Source organism: Sulfitobacter rhodophyticola, assembly GCF_041281685.2.
Lineage (GTDB): Bacteria > Pseudomonadota > Alphaproteobacteria > Rhodobacterales > Rhodobacteraceae > Sulfitobacter.
Map to the genome: position 1 here is coordinate 3,544,319 of NZ_CP166251.2, position 18,488 is coordinate 3,562,806.

Consider the following 18,488-nt stretch of genomic DNA (forward strand, 5'->3'; position numbering starts at 1 on the left):
TTGGCGGACCATCCGCTAAGAGCCGCTCAACAACCGACGAAGGACCACCCCCATGGACACCCCCGAGCAGCCGCAAATCTACCTCATCACGCCCGAAACCTTCGAACTCAGCAGCTTCCCTGACACGCTCGCCGCCGTCCTCGACGCCCATGACATCGCCTGTGTCCGACTGGCGCTGGCCACCCGCGACGAAGACCGCATCGCGCGCGCCGCCGACGCCTTGCGCGAGGTGACCCATGCGCGCGACGTCGCACTGGTGATCTCCGATCACACGCTGATGGTCGAACGCCTTGGCCTGGATGGTGTGCACCTGTCGGATGCCGCGCGATCGGTCCGCCACGCCCGCAAGGAACTTGGCCCAGACGCCATTGTCGGCGCTTTCTGTGGCCCGTCCCGCCATGACGGCATGTCCGCAGGCGAGGCCGGTGCCGATTATGTCAGCTTCGGCCCGGTCCGCCCCGGCACACTGGATGATGGCAGCTTTGCCGAAGTGGACCTGTTCGAATGGTGGTCGGAGGTCATCGAAGTCCCCGTGGTCGCCGAAGGGCTGCTGGACGAGGCGATGATCACCCGCCTCGCCCCGCACACCGATTTCTTCGGCCTGGGTGATGAGCTTTGGAAAAGCGACGCGCCCGCGGCGGAGCTGACAAAACTCCTCAAGGCGATGGGTTAAAGAAACACCCGCTCCACCACCCACCACGCACCGATGATGGCAATCAGCAGCGATCCCACCAGCGACACGGCGCGGAAGGTCACGGCGTAATCGCGCACCACCTCTTCGCCGGGGTCCAGCCGCGCCACCGATGCCGCCCGCACCGCCAGCCAGATCAGCACCGCCGCCATGGCGATCACCGTCAACTGCCCCAGTTCCACACCCACGTTGAATCCGATCAGCGCGGGAATGAACTGCGCCTGCGGCAACCCGAATTCCCCCAGCACGGAGGCAAACCCCAACCCGTGCAGCAATCCGAACCCGAAGATCACAAAAGGCCGCCAGCGGCTGAGATGGCTCAGGTACACGTTCTCGATCGCCACATAGACGATCGACGCCGCAATCAGCGGCTCCACGATGGAGCCCGGCACATTGACCAGCCCCAGCGCCCCCAGCGCCAGCGTCACCGTATGCGCCAGCGTGAAGGCCGACACCTGCCACAACAGCGGTGCCAGTTTCGTCGACAACAGGAACAACCCCAGGACGAACAGGATATGATCCAGTCCCTTGGGCAGGATGTGATCAAAGCCTACCGGCACGTAGCTGGCAAAGGTCGCCCAACCGCCCTGCGCATCACCACCCGCAACGGCAATCGGTGCTGAGGTTTCCCCCCCATCCAGGTAACCGGTAAAGGGATCCTCCACCCCCTGCTGGCGCAGCACCATTGCGCCGCTCCCGTCCGGCCAGGCCACCTGCACCGATGTCGCCCCGCCCGGTACCTCCCCCAGCAACTGCCAGCGCGTCACGCGCGGCAATTCCACATTCACCTGCTCGGGCACCGACAGCGCGGCGCTGCGCATCACCACGGGTTCCCCGTTGATGCTGACCAACGGCAGCCTGTTCCACCCTTCCAGCAGATCCGGCGCGCGGGCCATGATTTCCTCATCCGGCAAGGCGCGCAGCGCGTCATACCCTTCGGCGTTCTCCGCTTCGTTGGTGTCTTCCAGCCCATCCAGATCGATGCCCGCCAGAAACGCTTCAAGGTTCAGCTCCAGCACCAGTTCGACCTGGCCTTCCGCGACGGACAGGTCCGCAATCGTCGGCTGCACCTCGTGCGCACGCGCAACCGTGACTGCCAGCACGCTTGACAACACTGCCAAAGCCACCAGCTTTGGTATACTCGTAATGAAAGTTCTGACCATGTCTCTCGCCCGTCTCTGTTTTGTCGCAACGCTGGCTCTTGCCGTCCCTGCATCGTCCCACGAACTGTGGATCGCGCCACTGGAATATCAAGCCGATTCTGGCGGCAATCTACAGGCGCATTTCCGCAACGGCGAGGGGTTCGAAGGCACGACCCTGTCCTATTTCGATCAACGCTCCACCCGTTTCGAGATGATCGTGAACGGTGACACAACAAAACTGACCCCCCGACCGGGTGACAAACCCGCATTCACCCTGCCCGACGGCACGCCGGACGGGCTCATCATCGTCGCGCATGAAACGACCTCTTCTTCCCTTACGTACCGCGACTGGGAAAAGTTTCTGAAATTCGCCGCCCACAAGGATTTTGCCGACGCAGGCGCCGACCACATCGCCGCAGGCTGGCCGCAGGACAAGTTCAAGGAAAGCTACACCCGCCACATCAAGGCGCTGATGACACTGGGCGACGGTGCAGGCAGCGATCAGACCGTCGGGATGGCCACGGAATTCACAGCCCTGACAAACCCTTACGCGCCGGACTTCGACGGGCAGATGCAGGTGGCGCTGACCTATCAGGACGCTCCCCGCCCCGACGCGCAGGTGGAGGTCTTCGACCGCGCCCCTGATGACACCGTGACCATCACCCTGCACCGCACCGACGCGGATGGCCGGGCGACCATCCCCGTCACGCCGGGCCATGAATACCTCTTTGATGCCGTGGTGCTGCGCCCGGCGGACAACCCCGATGCCGATCCCGAACAGCCGCTTTGGGAAACGCTCTGGGCGGCGCTGACCTTCAAGGTGCCTGCCCGCTGAACGCTTGCGCACCGCCCCCCCCTTGGGCAATAAGCCCGCATGACCACCACCCCTGATATCCTGTGCATCGGCTCGGTCCTCTGGGACGTGATCGGCCGGTCGGAGGCGCAGATGCGCCAGGGTTCCGACATGCCCGGCCATATCACCCGCCTGCCCGGCGGCGTGGCGCTGAACATCGGCATGGCGCTGGCGCGGTTCGGTCTGACACCTGCGCTGCTGTCGGCGGTGGGCCGCGATGCGGAAGGCGACGAATTGATACAGGCCTGTGCGCGGCGCGGCCTGATCACTGATCACATCTACCGATCGGACGATCTGCCCACAGATGTCTACATGGCCGTGGAAGGCGCAAACGGCCTGATCGCGGCCATCGCCGACGCCCATTCGCTTGAGGCGGCAGGCGACAAGATCCTGCGCCCGCTTGCCGATGGCACCCTACCCGCCCCCTATACCGGCGCGGTCGCCCTCGATGGCAACCTGACCATCGACCTTTTGTCCGACATCGCCCGCAGCCCGCTGCTGGCGCAGGCCGACTTGCGCATCGCGCCTGCCTCTCCCGGCAAGGCGCTTCGGCTCAGCCCGTTCCTGCAGGCACGGCGCGGCACGCTCTACGTGAACCTCGAAGAAGCCGGGCTGCTGTGCGAGGAAACCTTCGACACCTCCGCCGAAGCTGTCACCGCCCTTCTGGCCAAAGGTGCCGTGCGCGCCGTGGTCACCGATGGTGGCAATCCCGCCACTGCTGGCGACGCCAACGGCCAGCACACCCAATCGCCGCCGCCCGTGCACGTGGCGCGCATCACCGGCGCGGGCGATACCTTCATGGCCGCCCACATCGCCGCCGAACGCAAGGGCCAGCCGCCGCAGGCCGCACTTGCAGACGCGCTCGAAGCCGCCGCCCTTTACGTGTCCGGAGCGACAACCATATGATCCAATTGAACTATTCCGCCGAAGTCACCAAGGCGCGCGATACGGACACCCCGCTGGTCGCACTTGAAAGCACCATCATCACCCACGGCATGCCCTACCCGCAGAACCTTGAGGTCGCACGTCAGGTCGAGACGGACGTGCGCGCCGCCGGGGCCACGCCCGCAACCATCGCGGTGATCGACGGCACGCTGCACATTGGCCTTGAAGACGCGCAGCTTGAAGCCCTAGCGCAGGCGCAAAACGTCGCCAAGCTCAGCCGTGCGGACATGGCCGCCTGCATCGCCACGGGCGGCACCGGGGCGACGACCGTGGCCGCCACGATGATCGCCGCACACCTCGCAGGCATCCACGTCTTCGCCACCGGCGGCATCGGCGGTGTGCACAAAGGGGCGCAGGAAACCTTCGATATCTCCGCCGATCTGATGGAACTGGCGCAAACCCCCGTTACCGTGGTCGCGGCGGGGGCCAAGGCGATCCTCGACATCCCCAAGACGCTCGAAATTCTTGAAACCCAGGGCGTCCCCGTCATTGCCTACGCACAAGACACCCTTCCCGCCTTCTGGAGCGCGACCTCTGATCTGGCGGCGCCCCTGCGTATGGACGACGCAAAAACCATCGCCCGCGCGCATGTTACCCGGCGCGCCCTCGGCCTGCCCGGCGGGCAACTGGTGGCCAACCCGATCCCGCAGGCCGATGAAATCCCCGCCGCCACCCTCGCCCCGATCATCGCGCAGGCCCAGTCGCAAGCCGATGCGCAGGGCATCACCGGCAAGGGCGTCACGCCCTTCCTGCTGCAACGCATTTTCGAACTGACGGAAGGCCGCTCGCTCACCGCCAATATCGCCCTTGTGCGCAACAATGCACGCCTGGCGGCGCGGATTGCCGGCGCATTGAACATGATAGATTGATCCGACCGCCCCTTTTGCGGGCAGATCAACTATTATTGCGTTTCAACCCGGTACTTGCCATTGTAGCCCGCCGGGAAAGACCCTAGCTGTACACCCTGATGAACGATCCGCTGCTGACTGCATGAACACACCTTTTGACATCGAAACCCCGGAGGTCCGCCGCCCGACGCTTGTCGGACGTTTCCGCGCGAACTTTCTGACCGGTCTGGTGGTGATCGCGCCCGTGGGTCTGACGATCTGGCTGATCTGGTCCGTTGTCGGCTGGATCGACGGTTTCGTGCTGCCGCTGGTACCTGCGGCCTATCATCCCGACCGCATGCTGCAGGACTTCTTCGGCCTTGATCCGTCGATGCAGATCAACGTGCGCGGCCTTGGCGTGGTGATCTTTCTGCTGTTCACGGTCATCGTCGGCTGGATGGCCAAGGGCCTGCTGGGCCGTTCGCTCATCCGCTTTGCCGAAAGCCTGGTGGAACGCACGCCCGTGGTGCGCACCATCTATTCCGGCATCAAACAGATATCAGAGACCATCTTCGCCCAGTCAGAGCGGAGTTTCGAGACCGCCTGCCTGATCGAATATCCGCGCAAGGGCATCTGGGCGCTTGGCTTCATCTCCACGGAGACGAAGGGCGAAGTGGCCGACAAGGGACACACCTCCGGCGATATGGTCAGTGTCTTCCTGCCCACCACGCCAAACCCGACTTCGGGCTTTTTGCTGTTCGTGCCACGCGCGGACGTCAAGGTGTTGGACATGACGGTTGAGGATGCCGCGAAGCTGGTGATCTCCGCCGGCCTTGTCTATCCAAATGAGAATGGCAAGGTTCAGCAGAACGGTGTCGTCGAACTGATGGACAAGATCGACGATCAGGAAATCGAGAAGCGCAGCTAGATCAACCGGCTGCGCACCGTGCCTCAGCCGAACATCGCGCGCAGATCAACGCTGCTTTGCTTGCCCACCTTGCCGAAATCCCGCTCCAGGAATTGCTCTGCCGCGGCTTGGCCGGCATCGCGCAGCGTGGCGATGACAGCGGCGTTCGGCACCGTCTTGGTCGCCACTGACAGCTTTTCCATCAGCACATCATCCGCGATCATATGCACCCGCACGCGGTGCAGCCTGTCATCGTCCACCGCGCCCTGTTCGATCAGCCGCTGTACGAAATCAATTGCCCGCAACTCCCGCAGCAGGCTGCTGTTGAAACTGATCTCATTGATGCGGTTCTGGATCTGCTTGGGGGTCACCGGCAGATCGGTCCGTTCCAGCGGATTGATGTTGATCACCACCAGATCGGCGGGCAGATCATCCCTGAAAAACGGAAACAAAGCCGGGTTGCCGGTAAATCCGCCATCCCAAAACGCCTCTTTCCGCTCTGTTTCCTTGTCGTAAATCTCCACCGCGCGAAACAGCGTCGGCAAACAGGCCGACGCCATCAGCGCCTCGGGCCCGATCTCATCCCCAGAAAACACCCGGATCTTGCCATTGCGCACCCGCGTGGCGCAGATAAAGAAATAGGGCTCAACCCCGTTGCACACCTTGTCGTAGTCGAACTTGGCGACGATATCCTCCAGCGGATTGCGATAGAACGGACCGGATGCATAGGGCGATGTCAGGTTCGACACCGCATCGGCCATCATCACCGGCCATGAATACTCCATCGCATGGCTCAGCGCCCCGACGCCGTAGGGCAGCATCCACTGCTCCACCTGAAAATCACGCGTACCCGCCACCTGTTCCCACAGCCAAGCCAGGTTCTCGCGCGCGCCTTCACGCCCGCCACTGACCATCCCGGCCTTCAGCGCTGCACCATTCAGCGCACCCGCCGACGTGCCGGAGATGGCCGAGATTTCAACTTCTTCCTCCTGCAACAACCGGTCCAGCACACCCCAGGTGAACGCCCCATGCGCACCACCGCCCTGCAGGGCGAGGTTGATCCGCTTGGCGCGGGACTTCTTCCGGGGTGCCTTGCTCAAAGCGCTGTCCACCCGCCATCGACGCTGATCGCGGTGCCGGTGATCTGTGCCGCCGCGTCCGAACACAGGAACGCCGTCGTGCCGCCCATCTGCTCCACCGTGGCGAATTCCTTCGACGGCTGCCGCTTGAGCATGACGTCTCTGATCACGTCCTCGCGGCTCATGTCATATTCCTTCATAGTGTCGGGGATCTGGCTTTCCACCAGCGGGGTCAGCACATAGCCCGGACAGATCGTATTGGCGGTGATCGGCTCCTCCGCCGTCTCAAGTGCTGTGGTCTTGGTCAGGCCGACAATCCCATGCTTGGCGGCAATATAGGCCGATTTGTAAGGTGACGCCGTCAGCCCGTGGGCCGACGCGATGTTGACCACCCGGCCCCACCCCGCCTTGCGCATCATCGGCAAAGCCACAGCCGTGGTATGAAACGCCGACGACAGGTTGATCGCGATGATCGCATCCCACTTTTCAGCCGGAAAATCGGGGATCGCGGCGACATGCTGGATGCCCGCGTTATTCACAAGAATATCGCACACGCCCGCCTCCTCGATCAGCTTGCGGCATTCGTCCCCCTTGGACATGTCCGCCTTGATGTACCGCGCCTCGACCCCGGTCACCCGCGCGATTTCCTCAGCCAGCGCGTGATCCTCCTTGCGGTCGGTAAACGAATTCAACACGACATTCGCCCCCGCCTGTGCCAGCTCCTGCGCAATGCCCAACCCGATGCCGGAATTGGAGCCGGTGATGACGGCGGTCTTGCCGGAAAGATCAATGGTGAAAGCCATGGCGGTGTCTCCTTGGGGTCATGCATATTCTGCGCGCGCATCATGACGTGCCGCGCCTGCAAAGGGAACGCCCCAAAGTCAAAACGGTTGCACGAAAATACCCGTTGCAGATCAATTACCTGATCCATTGCCCAACTCTTGCCCAAAAAAAACGCCCGCACGAGGCGGGCGTAAAGTTATTGAGGCAGGTTTCATACAGGCAAGAAACCTATCGAGCAGTGACCCCTTTATAGGCAATTCAATGCCCTACGCCAAGTCAAAAGTTGCAACTGGCCTCAAACCCCCATTAAGCATTGACGTAAGAAAAAAAGGGGCTGGCAGGATTGTTGCGAAAATGGTGATGGATTTTTTCCAAAAGCTGCGGGGCCTTGGGGTGATTCTGGCAGCGATTCTCTGGTCCGGTTTTGCAATTGCAGAACCCATGCACGGGATATCTATGTATGGCGACCCCGCTTTGCCCCCTGATTTTGTGTCTCTGCCCTACGCCAACCCCGATGCGCCGACGGGTGGCCAGATCACCCTTGGCAACGCCGGCGGCTTCGACAGCCTCAACCCGTTTGTGCGCAAAGGCACCGTGCCGTGGCAGTTGCGCTTCTTCACGCATGAAAGCCTGATGGGCCGATCGTGGGACGAACCCTTCACCCTTTATGGCCTGCTGGCCGAATCGATTGAGGTGCCGGAGGATCGCGCATGGGTTGAATTCACCCTGCGTCCCGACGCCCGATTCTCCGATGGCAGCCCGGTCACGGTCGATGACGTGATCTTTTCCTACGCGCTGCTCGGCACCGAAGGGCACCCGCGCTATCACGGCCTTTACAACCAGATCGACCGCATCGAACAGACCGGGCCGCGCCGCGTGCGCATGACCTTCAACACCGACAACCGCGAACTGGCGCTGCTGGCCGGCATGCGCCCCATCCTGTCGCGCGCGCAGTGGGAGGGAAAGGATTTCGCAGGTGCGCCGCTGGCCGAGATCCCGCTGGGCACCGGCCCCTACACCGTCACCGATTTCGAGGCGAACCGGCAGGTCACCCTGACCCGCAATCCCGACTACTGGGGTGCCGATCTGCCGTTCCGGCGCGGCACCTACAACTTCGACCGCATCCGCATCGACTTCTACGGCGACACCTCCGTCCTGTTCGAGGCGTTCAAGGCGGGCGAAATCTCCGCCGTGCGCGAATTCAACGCCGAAACATGGGCCACCCAGTACGACTTTCCCGCCGTCACCGACGGCCGCATCGTCAAATCCACCTTCCCGCACCAAAAACCCTCCGGCATGACCGGGTTCGCCATGAACACCCGCCGCGCGCCCTTTGACGACTGGCGCGTGCGCGACGCGCTGATCGCGGCGTTCAATTTCGAATACATCAACGAAACCCTGACCGGCGGTGCCCTGCCGCGCATCACGTCCTATTTCTCCAACTCCGTGCTGGCCATGCAACCGGGCGTCGCACAGGGCGGCGTGGCCGATCTGCTGCGCCCGCACGCAGCCACCCTGCTGCCCGGCACGCTGGATGGATACACCCTGCCGCAAGGCAACGGCTCCGCCCGCAACCGCGCGGGCATCCGCGCCGCCATGGCACAACTGGCCGACGCCGGTTACGCCGCCCCCGATGGCACCATGCAGGACGCAGACGGCGCCCCGCTGTCCTTCCGCATCCTGCTCAAGAAAGGCAACGCCGAACACGCCAAGATCGCGGCCCTTTATCTGCAGGCGCTGGAACGGCTGGGGATCACCGCCAGCATCGAATCCGTCGACAACGCGCAATACGTGGCGCGCATGGCGTCGTTTGACTACGACATGACCCCGTTCCGCCGCGCCCTGTCGCTGAGCCCCGGCAACGAACAGCGCTTCTACTGGGGCTCGGAGGCCGCCGCCTCCGAAGGCTCCGGCAACCTGATGGGCATCGCCTCCCCCGTGGTGGATGGTCTGATCGACCAGATGTTGGCCGCGCGCAGTGCCGAAGACTTCACCGATGCCACCCGCGCGCTGGACCGGGTGCTGACGGCAGGCCGCTACGTGATCCCGTTCTGGCAATTCGACGAAGGGCTGATTGCCCATGACGCGCGGATGAAATTCCCGGACACCCTGCCGATCTACGGCGACGGCCCCTATTTCATGCCGCAAATGTGGTGGTGGGACGCAGACGGCTGACGCGCGGCCCCTCTAGCTGAGCGAGGTCACCCAAAGGATCATCGCATCCTCGGCGGAGGTGGAAATCACGTTGTGCCCCATCGTGGCGTCGTAATAGGCGCTGTCGCCCCGGCGCAATTCCACTGGCTCGTAGAACTCGGTATAAAGCTGGACCACCCCGGTCAGCACATACAGGAACTCTTCGCCGTCGTGGCGCACCCAGCCGTCGAATTCCTCCATGCTGCGCGCCCGCACCCGCGCGCGATAGGGCAGCATCCGCTTCTTTCGCAACTGATCGCCCAGCAGCTCGTGCTCATAGGTGGTGGTGGCCTTGGCCGTGCCTTCGCCTGACTTGGTCAGCGCCAGACGTCCATTCACCTGATCCTGCGCGGGCGGCATGAAAAGCTGTGGTACGGAAATCTCCAGCCCCACCGCCAGCTTCTTCAACGCGTCATAGGTGGGCGACATCTGCCCGTTCTCGATCTTGCTCAGGGTGGAACGCGCCAGCCCCGCCTGCCGGGCCGCCTGTTCCAGCGTCCACTGCCGGCCCTTGCGTAACGCCCGCACCCGTGCGCCCAGATCAACGGGGGGCGCGGTTTCGGCGTCCCCGTCCGAACGGGCAATCTGGATAAGCGAGGCGGGCGCATCTTTTGTCATCCCGCTGCTATAGCGCGCCTGCGCACCGGCTTGCAACGTGTCCCGGCCTGCGCTAGCGACGCACCCATGACCGCTGCTTCCCCGCCCTATCCCGCCTGTCCTGTGCCCTTCAACATGGCCCGCCATGTGCTGACGGCGGGGACGCCCGATCCCGACAAGACCGCGCTCAGCCTGCTGCACCCCGATACTTCCGAAGACTGGACCTTCGCGGCCCTTACCGCCGCCGTGCGCGGCACCGCGACCGGGTTGCTGGGCGCTGGCCTGACCCCCGGTGACCGCGTGCTGCTGCGGCTTGGCAACACGGTGGATTTTCCGCTGGCCTATCTGGGCGCACTGGCCGCCGGGCTGGTGCCGGTCCCCACCGCCGCCGCGCTGACGGCGGGCGAGGTTGCCCATATCATCAAGGGTCTGAACCCGGCCCTGATCCTGCATGATCCCGATGTGCCCTGCCCCGACGATCCCCGCATCCTGCCGCTTGACGTGGTACGCCGCTTTCGCGCCCTGCCCGCCACGCCCTGGCACATGGGCGATCCCGCGCGGCTGGGCTATATCGTCTATACCTCCGGCACCGCTGGCAAACCCTCTGCTGTGATGCACGCCCACCGCGCGATCTGGGCGCGGGGCATGATGTTTGACGGCTGGTACGGGCTGCGCCCCGACGACCGGGTCCTGCACGCAGGCGCTTTCAACTGGACCTATACGCTGGGCACCGGGCTGATGGACCCCTGGACGCAGGGCGCCACCGCGCTGATCCCCGCGCCCGGCACCGCGCCCGGCGACCTGCCTGCGCGGCTCAAGACCCATGACGCCACGATCTTTGCCGCCGCACCGGGTGTCTACCGCCAGATGCTCAAGGACCGGGGCAAGCTGGACCTGCCCCACCTGCGCCACGGCCTCAGCGCCGGGGAAAAACTGGCAGAGCCGGTGCGCACCGCGTGGGAAGCCGCCACCGGCACCGCCATCTATGAAGCCTACGGCATGTCCGAATGCTCCACCTTCATCTCCGCCTCTCCCGACACGCCAGCCCGCGACGGCGCATTGGGCAGCGCCCAGCCCGGTCGCCGGATCAGCCTGCGCAAGGACGGGGCGGAGGTCGCCGTGGACACCCCCGGCACCATCGCCGTGCACCGCAGCGATCCGGGCCTGATGCTCGGCTATCTCGACGATCCGGCACAAACCGCCGCGCGCTTTGACGGTGACTGGTTCCTCACCGGCGACATCGGCAGCCGCGACGCAGATGGCCAGATCACCTATCTGGGCCGCGACGACGACATGATGAACGCCGGCGGCTTCCGCGTCTCCCCGCTGGAGGTCGAAGCCGCGCTGCTCCCGTTCGACGACCTGACCGCCGTCGCCGCCGCCGAGGTGGAGATCAAGCCCGGCGCATCGGTCATCGCCGCCTTCTATACCAGTGCCGCACCGCTGGACGCCGACGCCCTGCACCGCTATGCGGAGACCAAGCTGGCGCGCTACAAGCAACCGCGCCTTTACGTCCACCTGCCGCAGCTGCCCACCGGGGCCAACGGCAAGGTGCAGCGCCGCGCGCTGGCACCGCTTTACAAGGCCTCCTGAACCATGACCGACCCGATCAAACTTGATATCATGTCCGACCCGATCTGCCCCTGGTGCTATATCGGCAAGGCGCATTTGGACCGCGCGTTGCAGGACCACCCCAACCACCCCTTCGCGATCGAATGGCACCCGTTCCAGCTGAACCCCGACATGCCCGCAGGCGGCATGGACCGGCGCGCCTACCTCGAAGGGAAGTTCGGCGGCAAGGAAGGCGCGGTGCGCGCCTATGCCCCGGTGGTCGAACACGCCAAAAAGGCCGGGCTGAACATCAACTTTGAGGCGATGCAGCGGACCCCAAACACCCTGGATGCACACCGCCTGATCCACTGGGCCGGGATCGAAGGCCGTCAGACCGCCGCCGTCGCGGCGCTCTTTCACGCCTATTTCGTCGATGCCCGTGACATCGGCGATGCCGAAGTGCTGGCCGACATCGCCGATGGTATCGAAATGGACGCCGCCGTGGTGACCCGCCTGCTGGGAACGGATATGGACGCCGAAGACATCCGCACCCGTGACGCGCACAGCCGCAAGATGGGCGTCAACTCCGTACCGACCTTCATCGTGGCGGGCCAGCACGCCGTGCCGGGCGCGCAACCGCCAGAGCTTTGGGCCAAGGTGATCGCAGACCTTTCCGATCAGGGCTGACCCGCCCCTGTGGCAGATTGGCCATAACCGGCCGTCATGTCGCACAATCCTTTTGCCAGCGTCGAATCGCTGCCCTACGCTGCAGCGTAATCGGAGCACAGACTCCCAACACATTGAGCGGGCACATGGCAGAAAATCCACACGCACCTTACAGGGGTGCTTCCAATCCTGTACGCACCACCGACACCCACCACGGCGCAGCGCCGCATCCCGACATGAACCACAAACGGGCCAAGCGCCAATCCCCGGCACCGGCCTTCGTCAAGGAAATGACCCGCTACCCCACGCCGCGCGACGAGGGGTTCGCATGATCGTCGCATCCGGCCTGCGCCACCGCACCATCCTGACCTACGGCAGCTTCGATCTGTTTTCCCAGAACCATGTGCGCCTGCTGCGCGATCTGTCGGGCAAATGCGCTGAACTGATCGTGGGGTGCGCCACCGACGGCTATTGCATCGACCACGCTGAACCCTGTGCTGTGCCTTACGCCGAACGGCGCGCCGTGCTGGAACACTGCCGCTTTGTTGCCCGCGTGATCCCGTTTGAAACGCTCGACCAGCAGCATACCGATATCGTTAATTACAACGTGTCGGCCCTTGCGGTCGGCCCGGAATGGCGCGGCCAGCTGGACGGGTTGCGCGATATTGTGAAACTGCTCTACCTGCCGCATGACGCAATGCCACAAGCGCCCGTGAAACTGACACAGCCTGTGCAAAAATACGCGATCTACTGATTTCAACGGCGATAAGTATTGCCGTGCACTCTACCGCAGGTTAACTAGACGCTATTGCGCGTCAATTCGATTTGACCCGCAAGGAGGGTCAGTGTGAGCGAGAAACTAGCGAACTTTCGCATGGGTCGAGGGGAATTCGTCGCGTTGATTGCGATGATGTTCGCCACCATTGCGTTTTCGCTGGATGCGATGCTGCCCGCCCTGCCCGACATCGCCGCAGAACTGTCGCCCGAACTGGCCAACCGCGCGCCGCTGATCCTGACCGCCTTCGTCTTTGGCATGGGGGTCGGCACCTTCATCGCGGGGCCCCTGTCGGACGCCTTTGGCCGCCGCCGCGTCATCTTCTTCAGCGCCATCCTCTATACCGCCTCCGCCGCACTCGCCTATGTCAGTTGGTCGCTTGAGGTCCTGCTGATCGCACGGGTGCTGCAGGGGCTGGGCGCATCGGGACCAAGGATCGTGGCCGTGGCAATTGTGCGCGATCTCTTTTCCGGGCGCGAGATGGCCAAGATCGTCTCGCTCGTGATGCTGATCTTCACGCTGGTGCCGGCCTTTGCGCCGCTCATGGGCATGGTGATCATCAACGTCTCGGGCTGGCGCGGCATTTTCATGGCCTTCATCGTGTTCTCCACCGTCACCGTGCTCTGGATGGGCCTGCGTCTGCCCGAAACACTGGCTGTTGAGGACCGCCGCCCGCTGCGCTGGAAGCTGATGTTCGCCGCCGTGGGGGAAATGTTTTCCAACCGCACCGTGATGCTGTCGATCTTCGTGCAAACCCTTGCCATGGCGATGCTGTTCACCACGCTGATGCTGGTGCAGCCGATCTACGAACAGGTCTACAACCGCGCCGAAAGCTTTCCCTACTGGTTCGGTGCAGTCGCGGTGGTCGCTGGCACCTCAAGCCTGCTGAACGCGCGGCTGGTGGTGCAATTCGGGATGCGCCACATGGTCACCTCGATGCTGGGCTGGCAGGTGTTCATCACCGCGCTGATGCTGATCTTCAACCTAGGCGATCTGGCCCGGCCCTACGGCTTTGGCGCTTTCGTGTTCTGGCAGACCTGCCTGTTCTTTCAGGCGGGCCTGACGCTTGGCAATCTCAACGCCATCGCGATGGAACCGATGGGCCATATCGCGGGCATGGCCGCCTCCATCATCGGCGCGCTGGCCACGGTGATGGCTGCCGCCATCGCCTCTCCGGTCGGGTTGTTCTTTGACGGCACGATTATCCCGCTGATGGTGGCCGTGCTGGTGATGGCCGCAGTGGGGTTCGGGCTGATGATCCTGATGGGGGCCGAAAGCGAAGAAACCCAGCCTGAAGCCGCCGAATAAGCCCGTCAGGCGCTCACCTTCTTCTTCGCGGCCTTTTCCTTGGCAATCACATGTTCGGCCAGATCACGGGCAATCGCAAAGGCGCCTTTGATCTTGTCGGCGTCCTTCTTCCAGTCGCGCCGCACGACGATCTTGTTGTCGCGCACCTTGGCCAGCCCGCGCTGATCCTGAATGAACTGCACCAGCCCTTCGGGGGAGGCGAACTTGTCATTGTGGAACTGGATCGTCGCACCCTTCGGCCCACCGTCCAGCTTGGCAATCCCGGCGCGTTTGCACATCGCCTTGATCCGCACCACCAGCATCAGCGTGTTGACCTCACGCGGCAGTTTGCCAAAGCGGTCAATCAATTCCGCAGCAAAACCTTCCAACTCCACTTTGGTGGACAGCCCCGACAGCCGCCGATAAAGCCCCAGCCGCACGTCCAGATCAGGCACGTATGCCTCCGGGATCAACACCGGCACACCCAGATTGATCTGCGGTGCCCATTGCTCATCCGCTTCCGACAGCCCCTCCATCTCGCCCGCCTTGATCTTGGCGATCGCCTCTTCCAGCATCGACTGGTAAAGTTCAAACCCCACGTCGCGCATCTGGCCCGATTGTTCCTCGCCCAGCAGGTTCCCCGCCCCGCGAATGTCCAGATCCTGCGACGCCAGCGTGAACCCCGCCCCCAGCGTATCGAGGCTGCCCAACACCCGCAGACGCTTCTCCGCCGTCGCCGTCAGCTTGGCGCGTGGCTTGGTCGTCAGATAGGCATAGGCCCGCGTCTTGGACCGCCCCACGCGCCCCCTGATCTGATAAAGCTGCGCGAGGCCAAACATATCCGCCCGGTGCACGATCATCGTGTTTGCCGTGGGGATATCCAGCCCCGATTCCACAATCGTCGTCGCCAGCAACACATCGAACTTGCCGTCGTAAAAGGCGTTCATGCGGTCGTCCAATTCGCCCGCGGCCATCTGCCCGTGCGCGACCACATAGGTCAGTTCGGGCAACTGGTCTTTCAGGAACGCCTCGATCTCCGGCAGGTCGGTGATGCGCGGCACCACGTAAAACGACTGCCCGCCGCGATAATGCTCGCGCAACAGCGCCTCGCGCAGGGTCACCGCGTCAAATTCGCTCACGTAGGTGCGGATCGACAGACGGTCCACCGGCGGCGTGCCGATGATGCTCAGGTCGCGCACCCCTGTCAGGCTCAACTGCAAGGTGCGCGGAATGGGCGTCGCCGTCAGCGTCAGCACGTGAATATCCGTGCGCAGCGCCTTCAGCCGCTCCTTGTGCGTCACACCGAAATGCTGCTCCTCGTCGATCACCAGCAACCCGAGGTTATTAAATTTTATACCTTTTGCCAAAAGCGCATGGGTGCCAATGACAATATCACAGGTCCCCTTCGCCATCGCATCCCGCGTGGCATTGGCATCCTTGGCGCTGACAAAGCGGCTCAATTGCCGGACTTCAATCGGGAAGCCCCGGAACCGCTCTGAAAAGCTCTTGTAGTGCTGCCGCGCCAGCAGCGTCGTCGGCGCAATCACCGCCACCTGCACGCCTGACATCGCCGCGACAAAGGCCGCGCGCATCGCCACTTCGGTCTTGCCGAAACCCACGTCACCGCACACCAGCCGATCCATCGGATTGCCCGAAGTCATGTCGTCAATCACCTCGCCAATCGCGCGCAACTGATCATCCGTCTCCTGATAGGGGAAGCGTGCCGAAAACGCGTCCCACATCCCCGGCGGCGGCTCCAGCACTGGGGCCTTGCGCAAGGCGCGTTCGGCGGCGATGCGGATCAGCTTGTCCGCCATCTCCCGGATACGCTCTTTCAGCTTGGCTTTCTTCGACTGCCACGCCCCGCCCCCCAGACGGTCCAGCAATCCTTCGTCATGGCCGTATTTGCTCAGCAGTTCAATGTTCTCGACCGGTAGGTACAGCTTGGCATCCTCGGCATATTCCAGCACCAGACATTCATGTGCCGCGCCCAGTGCCGCAACCACTTCCATCCCGTGATAGCGCCCGATCCCGTGATCCACATGAACCACCAGATCGCCGGGCGTCAGGCTTTGCGTCTCCGTCAGGAAATTCTCCGCCCGTCGCTTGCGCTTGGGCGCGCGGATCAAACGGTCCCCCAGCACGTCCTGCTCCGAAATGACCGTCAAAGTGCCACTATGGCCTACCGCCTCGCTACTTGAGGCCGAGCCGTCCCCAAACGGCCCCTCAAACCCATGCTCCAACGCCCAGACCGCCAGATGCAGCCCACGCTTGCCGACCCGCGTGGCATTGGGCACCGGGATCGCTTCGGCCAGGCCTTCATCCTCAATCAACCCCGTCAGCCGCTCCCGCGCGCCTTCGGAATAGCTGGCGATCACCACCGGACCCTTATCCAGCTTCGCCTTGATATGCGCCGCCAACGCCCCGAAAAGGCTCACTGATTCCTGCTGCCGCTCGGGCGAGAAGTTGCGCCCGATCCGCGCGCCTGCATCCAGCACGCCGGGTCCGGTCGCCTGCGGCAGCGGCGTGAACTGCACTACCCGGTGCCCGGTCACCGCCGTCTCCCATGCCGCATCATCCAGATAAAGCCCTTCGGGGGGTGCCGGCTTATACACCGTGTCCATCTTGGACCGGTGCCCCATCGCCAGCCGCCGCGTCTCAAACTGATCCTCGATGCTCTCCCACCGGGCCAGCCGCGATGGCGTTACCTGATCATCCAGCGTGATCGATGCACCCGGCACATAGTCGAACAGCGTCTCCAGTTCCTCATGGAAGAACGCCAGCCAATGCTCCGCCCCCTGATGCTTGCGCCCCGCCGAAATCGCCTCGTACAGGGGATCATCGCTGCCTGCGGCGCCGAATTCGATGCGGTAATTCTGCCGGAACCGCGTCACCGCCGCCTCGTCCAGAATGACCTCGCTGACAGGGGCCAGTTCCACCACCTCCAGCTTTTCCGTGGTCCTTTGCGTCGCCGGATCGAACCGCCGCGCGCCGTCCAGCGTGTCGCCAAACAGGTCCAGCCGCACCGGACCCAGATCACCGGGGGGATAGATGTCGATGATCCCGCCCCGGATCGCATAATCGCCCGGTTCCATCACCGTGGGGCTTTGCACAAAGCCCATCCGCACCAGAAACGCCCTCAGCGCGCCCTCATCAATCCGGTTGCCCACCTTGGCGGTAAACGCTGCATCCCGCAGCAGGCTGCGCGCAGGCACCCGCTGCGTGGCGGCATTAAGCGTTGTCAGCAACACGAACCGCTCCGGCATCCCATGCACCAGCGCGGCCAGCGTCGCCATGCGCCGCGCCGATACATCCGCATTGGGCGACACCCGGTCATAGGGCAGGCAATCCCAGCCGGGAAAGGTCACCACGGGCATGTCGGGCGCGAAAAACCGCAGGGCCGCCTGCGTGGCCGCCATCCGCTTGTCATCCCGCGCCACATGCACCACCGGCCCATGGCGCGCGACCTCATTCAGGATCGCACGCGCGTCATAGCCTTCAGGCACACCGGATAGGGTAATTTTGTCAGCAGCAGTCATCGGCTCTCACATGGGTCGGGAAGACACCCCGTCAACCACCCAATGCGCCCAGCGTCAAGTTCTGATACATGCCCCAGATCGCCGTGACGAAGATCGACAGCATGCCGATGATCTGGGTATAGAGCCGGTGACGCGTCAGCCGCTTGCACAAAACCTCGCCCTCCGACCCTTCCTCGGAAATCAGCCGCGCGGTGCTCAGGCTCAGCAATCCCACAATCGACAGCGGAAAGCCCAGCAGGAACACCGCCTGCGCAAATTCATTGGCGTAGACGAACCCCAGCAGCCCCAGCATGGTCAGGCCAAAGCAGCCAAACCCCAACAACCAAAGCCCCGACATCTGCGCAATGAAAAGCAGCCGGTTGACGTTGATCCGCACGATATCTTCCAGATCGGTCATCGCCTGCTCACCATGCCGCCGCGCGCGCAGCACCATGTCGTAAGGCACACCGATGACCCAATGGCTCGTGGTGGACCACACGACCGCCAGCACGATCCAGAACCACAGGTTCGAGAAGGAGCGCATGTCGATAAGTTCGAAAAGGGTCGAATACCAGTCCAAGGCAGGCCTCAAGCACAGAAACTGCACGGGTCATACCCAAGTGCCGGGGCAATTCCTACCCTTGAGGCAACAGATTTTTCGTGGCAAGCCAAGG

At 63.5% G+C, this 18,488-nt stretch carries 17 protein-coding genes; 11 read left to right on the forward strand and 6 right to left on the reverse strand.

Features of this window, described 5'->3' with window-relative positions:
* Positions 1-52: 52 nt before the first annotated feature.
* A complete protein-coding gene (locus AB4X18_RS18450) occupies positions 53-673 on the forward strand; it encodes a thiamine phosphate synthase (RefSeq protein WP_370401456.1) in 621 nt (206 codons plus the stop codon).
* Here AB4X18_RS18450 and AB4X18_RS18455 read toward each other — a convergent pair.
* Positions 670-1,854: a HupE/UreJ family protein gene (locus AB4X18_RS18455; protein ID WP_432816887.1), complete on the reverse strand. Its 1,185-nt coding sequence runs from the start codon at positions 1,852-1,854 to the stop codon at positions 670-672. The genes AB4X18_RS18450 and AB4X18_RS18455 overlap by 4 nt on opposite strands.
* Here AB4X18_RS18455 and AB4X18_RS18460 point away from each other — a divergent pair.
* From AB4X18_RS18460 to AB4X18_RS18475, 4 genes are all read left to right on the forward strand, one after another.
* Positions 1,853-2,668 (forward strand): DUF4198 domain-containing protein, encoded by an 816-nt coding sequence (locus AB4X18_RS18460; RefSeq protein WP_432816888.1) that lies wholly within the window; start codon positions 1,853-1,855, stop codon positions 2,666-2,668. The two genes, AB4X18_RS18455 and AB4X18_RS18460, sit on opposite strands and share 2 nt — an antisense overlap.
* A gap of 39 nt (positions 2,669-2,707) precedes the next feature.
* Positions 2,708-3,592 carry a PfkB family carbohydrate kinase gene (locus AB4X18_RS18465; protein ID WP_432816889.1) on the forward strand — a complete coding sequence of 295 codons (885 nt, stop codon included), beginning with the start codon at positions 2,708-2,710 and terminating at the stop codon, positions 3,590-3,592.
* Complete coding sequence (locus tag AB4X18_RS18470) at positions 3,589-4,500, forward strand: pseudouridine-5'-phosphate glycosidase (protein WP_432816890.1); 912 nt, start codon at positions 3,589-3,591, stop codon at positions 4,498-4,500. Before AB4X18_RS18465 ends, AB4X18_RS18470 begins: the two co-directional genes overlap by 4 nt.
* 121 nt (positions 4,501-4,621) lie before the next feature.
* Complete coding sequence (locus tag AB4X18_RS18475) at positions 4,622-5,386, forward strand: DUF502 domain-containing protein (protein WP_370401459.1); 765 nt, start codon at positions 4,622-4,624, stop codon at positions 5,384-5,386.
* 23 nt (positions 5,387-5,409) lie between these two features.
* Here the strand turns inward: AB4X18_RS18475 and AB4X18_RS18480 are convergent, their stop codons facing one another.
* Complete coding sequence (locus tag AB4X18_RS18480) at positions 5,410-6,465, reverse strand: patatin-like phospholipase family protein (RefSeq protein WP_370401460.1); 1,056 nt, start codon at positions 6,463-6,465, stop codon at positions 5,410-5,412.
* On the reverse strand, positions 6,462-7,247 hold the full coding sequence (locus AB4X18_RS18485; RefSeq protein WP_370401461.1) for a 3-hydroxybutyrate dehydrogenase: 786 nt from the start codon (positions 7,245-7,247) through the stop codon (positions 6,462-6,464). The genes AB4X18_RS18480 and AB4X18_RS18485 overlap by 4 nt, the downstream gene beginning before the upstream one ends.
* A 334-nt stretch (positions 7,248-7,581) precedes the next feature.
* On the opposite strand from AB4X18_RS18485, the gene AB4X18_RS18490 reads away from it, so the two are divergent.
* Positions 7,582-9,402 (forward strand): extracellular solute-binding protein, encoded by a 1,821-nt coding sequence (locus AB4X18_RS18490; protein WP_432816891.1) that lies wholly within the window; start codon positions 7,582-7,584, stop codon positions 9,400-9,402.
* A gap of 12 nt (positions 9,403-9,414) precedes the next feature.
* On the opposite strand, the gene AB4X18_RS18495 is transcribed toward AB4X18_RS18490, so the two are convergent.
* A complete protein-coding gene (locus tag AB4X18_RS18495) occupies positions 9,415-10,038 on the reverse strand; it encodes a helix-turn-helix domain-containing protein (protein ID WP_370401462.1) in 624 nt (207 codons plus the stop codon).
* Between the two features lie 66 nt (positions 10,039-10,104).
* Here AB4X18_RS18495 and AB4X18_RS18500 point away from each other — a divergent pair, with 66 nt between their 5' ends.
* The 5 genes from AB4X18_RS18500 (at position 10,105) to AB4X18_RS18520 (ending at position 14,317) form a co-directional block, all read left to right on the forward strand.
* Positions 10,105-11,610: a class I adenylate-forming enzyme family protein gene (locus tag AB4X18_RS18500; RefSeq protein ID WP_432816892.1), complete on the forward strand. Its 1,506-nt coding sequence runs from the start codon at positions 10,105-10,107 to the stop codon at positions 11,608-11,610.
* Between the two features lie 60 nt (positions 11,611-11,670).
* Positions 11,671-12,255, forward strand: a complete 585-nt coding sequence (locus AB4X18_RS18505; RefSeq protein WP_432817438.1) for a DsbA family oxidoreductase — start codon at positions 11,671-11,673, stop codon at positions 12,253-12,255.
* 125 nt (positions 12,256-12,380) lie between these two features.
* Positions 12,381-12,566 carry a hypothetical protein gene (locus AB4X18_RS18510; RefSeq protein WP_370401464.1) on the forward strand — a complete coding sequence of 62 codons (186 nt, stop codon included), beginning with the start codon at positions 12,381-12,383 and terminating at the stop codon, positions 12,564-12,566.
* On the forward strand, positions 12,563-12,988 hold the full coding sequence (locus tag AB4X18_RS18515) for a hypothetical protein (protein ID WP_370401465.1): 426 nt from the start codon (positions 12,563-12,565) through the stop codon (positions 12,986-12,988). The genes AB4X18_RS18510 and AB4X18_RS18515 overlap by 4 nt, the downstream gene beginning before the upstream one ends.
* A gap of 93 nt (positions 12,989-13,081) precedes the next feature.
* Positions 13,082-14,317 carry an MFS transporter gene (locus AB4X18_RS18520; protein ID WP_370401466.1) on the forward strand — a complete coding sequence of 412 codons (1,236 nt, stop codon included), beginning with the start codon at positions 13,082-13,084 and terminating at the stop codon, positions 14,315-14,317.
* Between the two features lie 5 nt (positions 14,318-14,322).
* Here the strand turns inward: AB4X18_RS18520 and mfd are convergent, their stop codons facing one another.
* The gene (gene mfd / locus AB4X18_RS18525) at positions 14,323-17,835 is read right to left on the reverse strand and encodes a transcription-repair coupling factor (protein ID WP_432816893.1); all 3,513 of its coding nucleotides are present in this window, start codon (positions 17,833-17,835) and stop codon (positions 14,323-14,325) included.
* Positions 17,836-17,866: 31 nt separating this feature from the next.
* Complete coding sequence (locus AB4X18_RS18530) at positions 17,867-18,394, reverse strand: component of SufBCD complex (protein ID WP_370401467.1); 528 nt, start codon at positions 18,392-18,394, stop codon at positions 17,867-17,869.
* Positions 18,395-18,488: the final 94 nt, after the last annotated feature.

Excerpts from the sequence above, each read along its gene's own strand:
- AB4X18_RS18450 (WP_370401456.1), top strand. The coding sequence starts at position 53 with ATGGACACCCCCGAGCAGCCGCAAATCTACCTCATCACGCCCGAAACC.
- AB4X18_RS18495 (WP_370401462.1), bottom strand. The coding sequence starts at position 10,038 with ATGACAAAAGATGCGCCCGCCTCGCTTATCCAGATTGCCCGTTCGGAC.
- AB4X18_RS18465 (WP_432816889.1), top strand. The coding sequence starts at position 2,708 with ATGACCACCACCCCTGATATCCTGTGCATCGGCTCGGTCCTCTGGGAC.
- AB4X18_RS18485 (WP_370401461.1), bottom strand. The coding sequence starts at position 7,247 with ATGGCTTTCACCATTGATCTTTCCGGCAAGACCGCCGTCATCACCGGC.
- AB4X18_RS18475 (WP_370401459.1), top strand. The coding sequence starts at position 4,622 with ATGAACACACCTTTTGACATCGAAACCCCGGAGGTCCGCCGCCCGACG.
- AB4X18_RS18470 (WP_432816890.1), top strand. The coding sequence starts at position 3,589 with ATGATCCAATTGAACTATTCCGCCGAAGTCACCAAGGCGCGCGATACG.
- AB4X18_RS18500 (WP_432816892.1), top strand. The coding sequence starts at position 10,105 with ATGACCGCTGCTTCCCCGCCCTATCCCGCCTGTCCTGTGCCCTTCAAC.
- mfd (WP_432816893.1), bottom strand. The coding sequence starts at position 17,835 with ATGACTGCTGCTGACAAAATTACCCTATCCGGTGTGCCTGAAGGCTAT.
- AB4X18_RS18455 (WP_432816887.1), bottom strand. The coding sequence starts at position 1,854 with ATGGTCAGAACTTTCATTACGAGTATACCAAAGCTGGTGGCTTTGGCA.
- AB4X18_RS18460 (WP_432816888.1), top strand. The coding sequence starts at position 1,853 with ATGTCTCTCGCCCGTCTCTGTTTTGTCGCAACGCTGGCTCTTGCCGTC.
- AB4X18_RS18490 (WP_432816891.1), top strand. The coding sequence starts at position 7,582 with ATGGTGATGGATTTTTTCCAAAAGCTGCGGGGCCTTGGGGTGATTCTG.
- AB4X18_RS18515 (WP_370401465.1), top strand. The coding sequence starts at position 12,563 with ATGATCGTCGCATCCGGCCTGCGCCACCGCACCATCCTGACCTACGGC.
- AB4X18_RS18510 (WP_370401464.1), top strand. The coding sequence starts at position 12,381 with ATGGCAGAAAATCCACACGCACCTTACAGGGGTGCTTCCAATCCTGTA.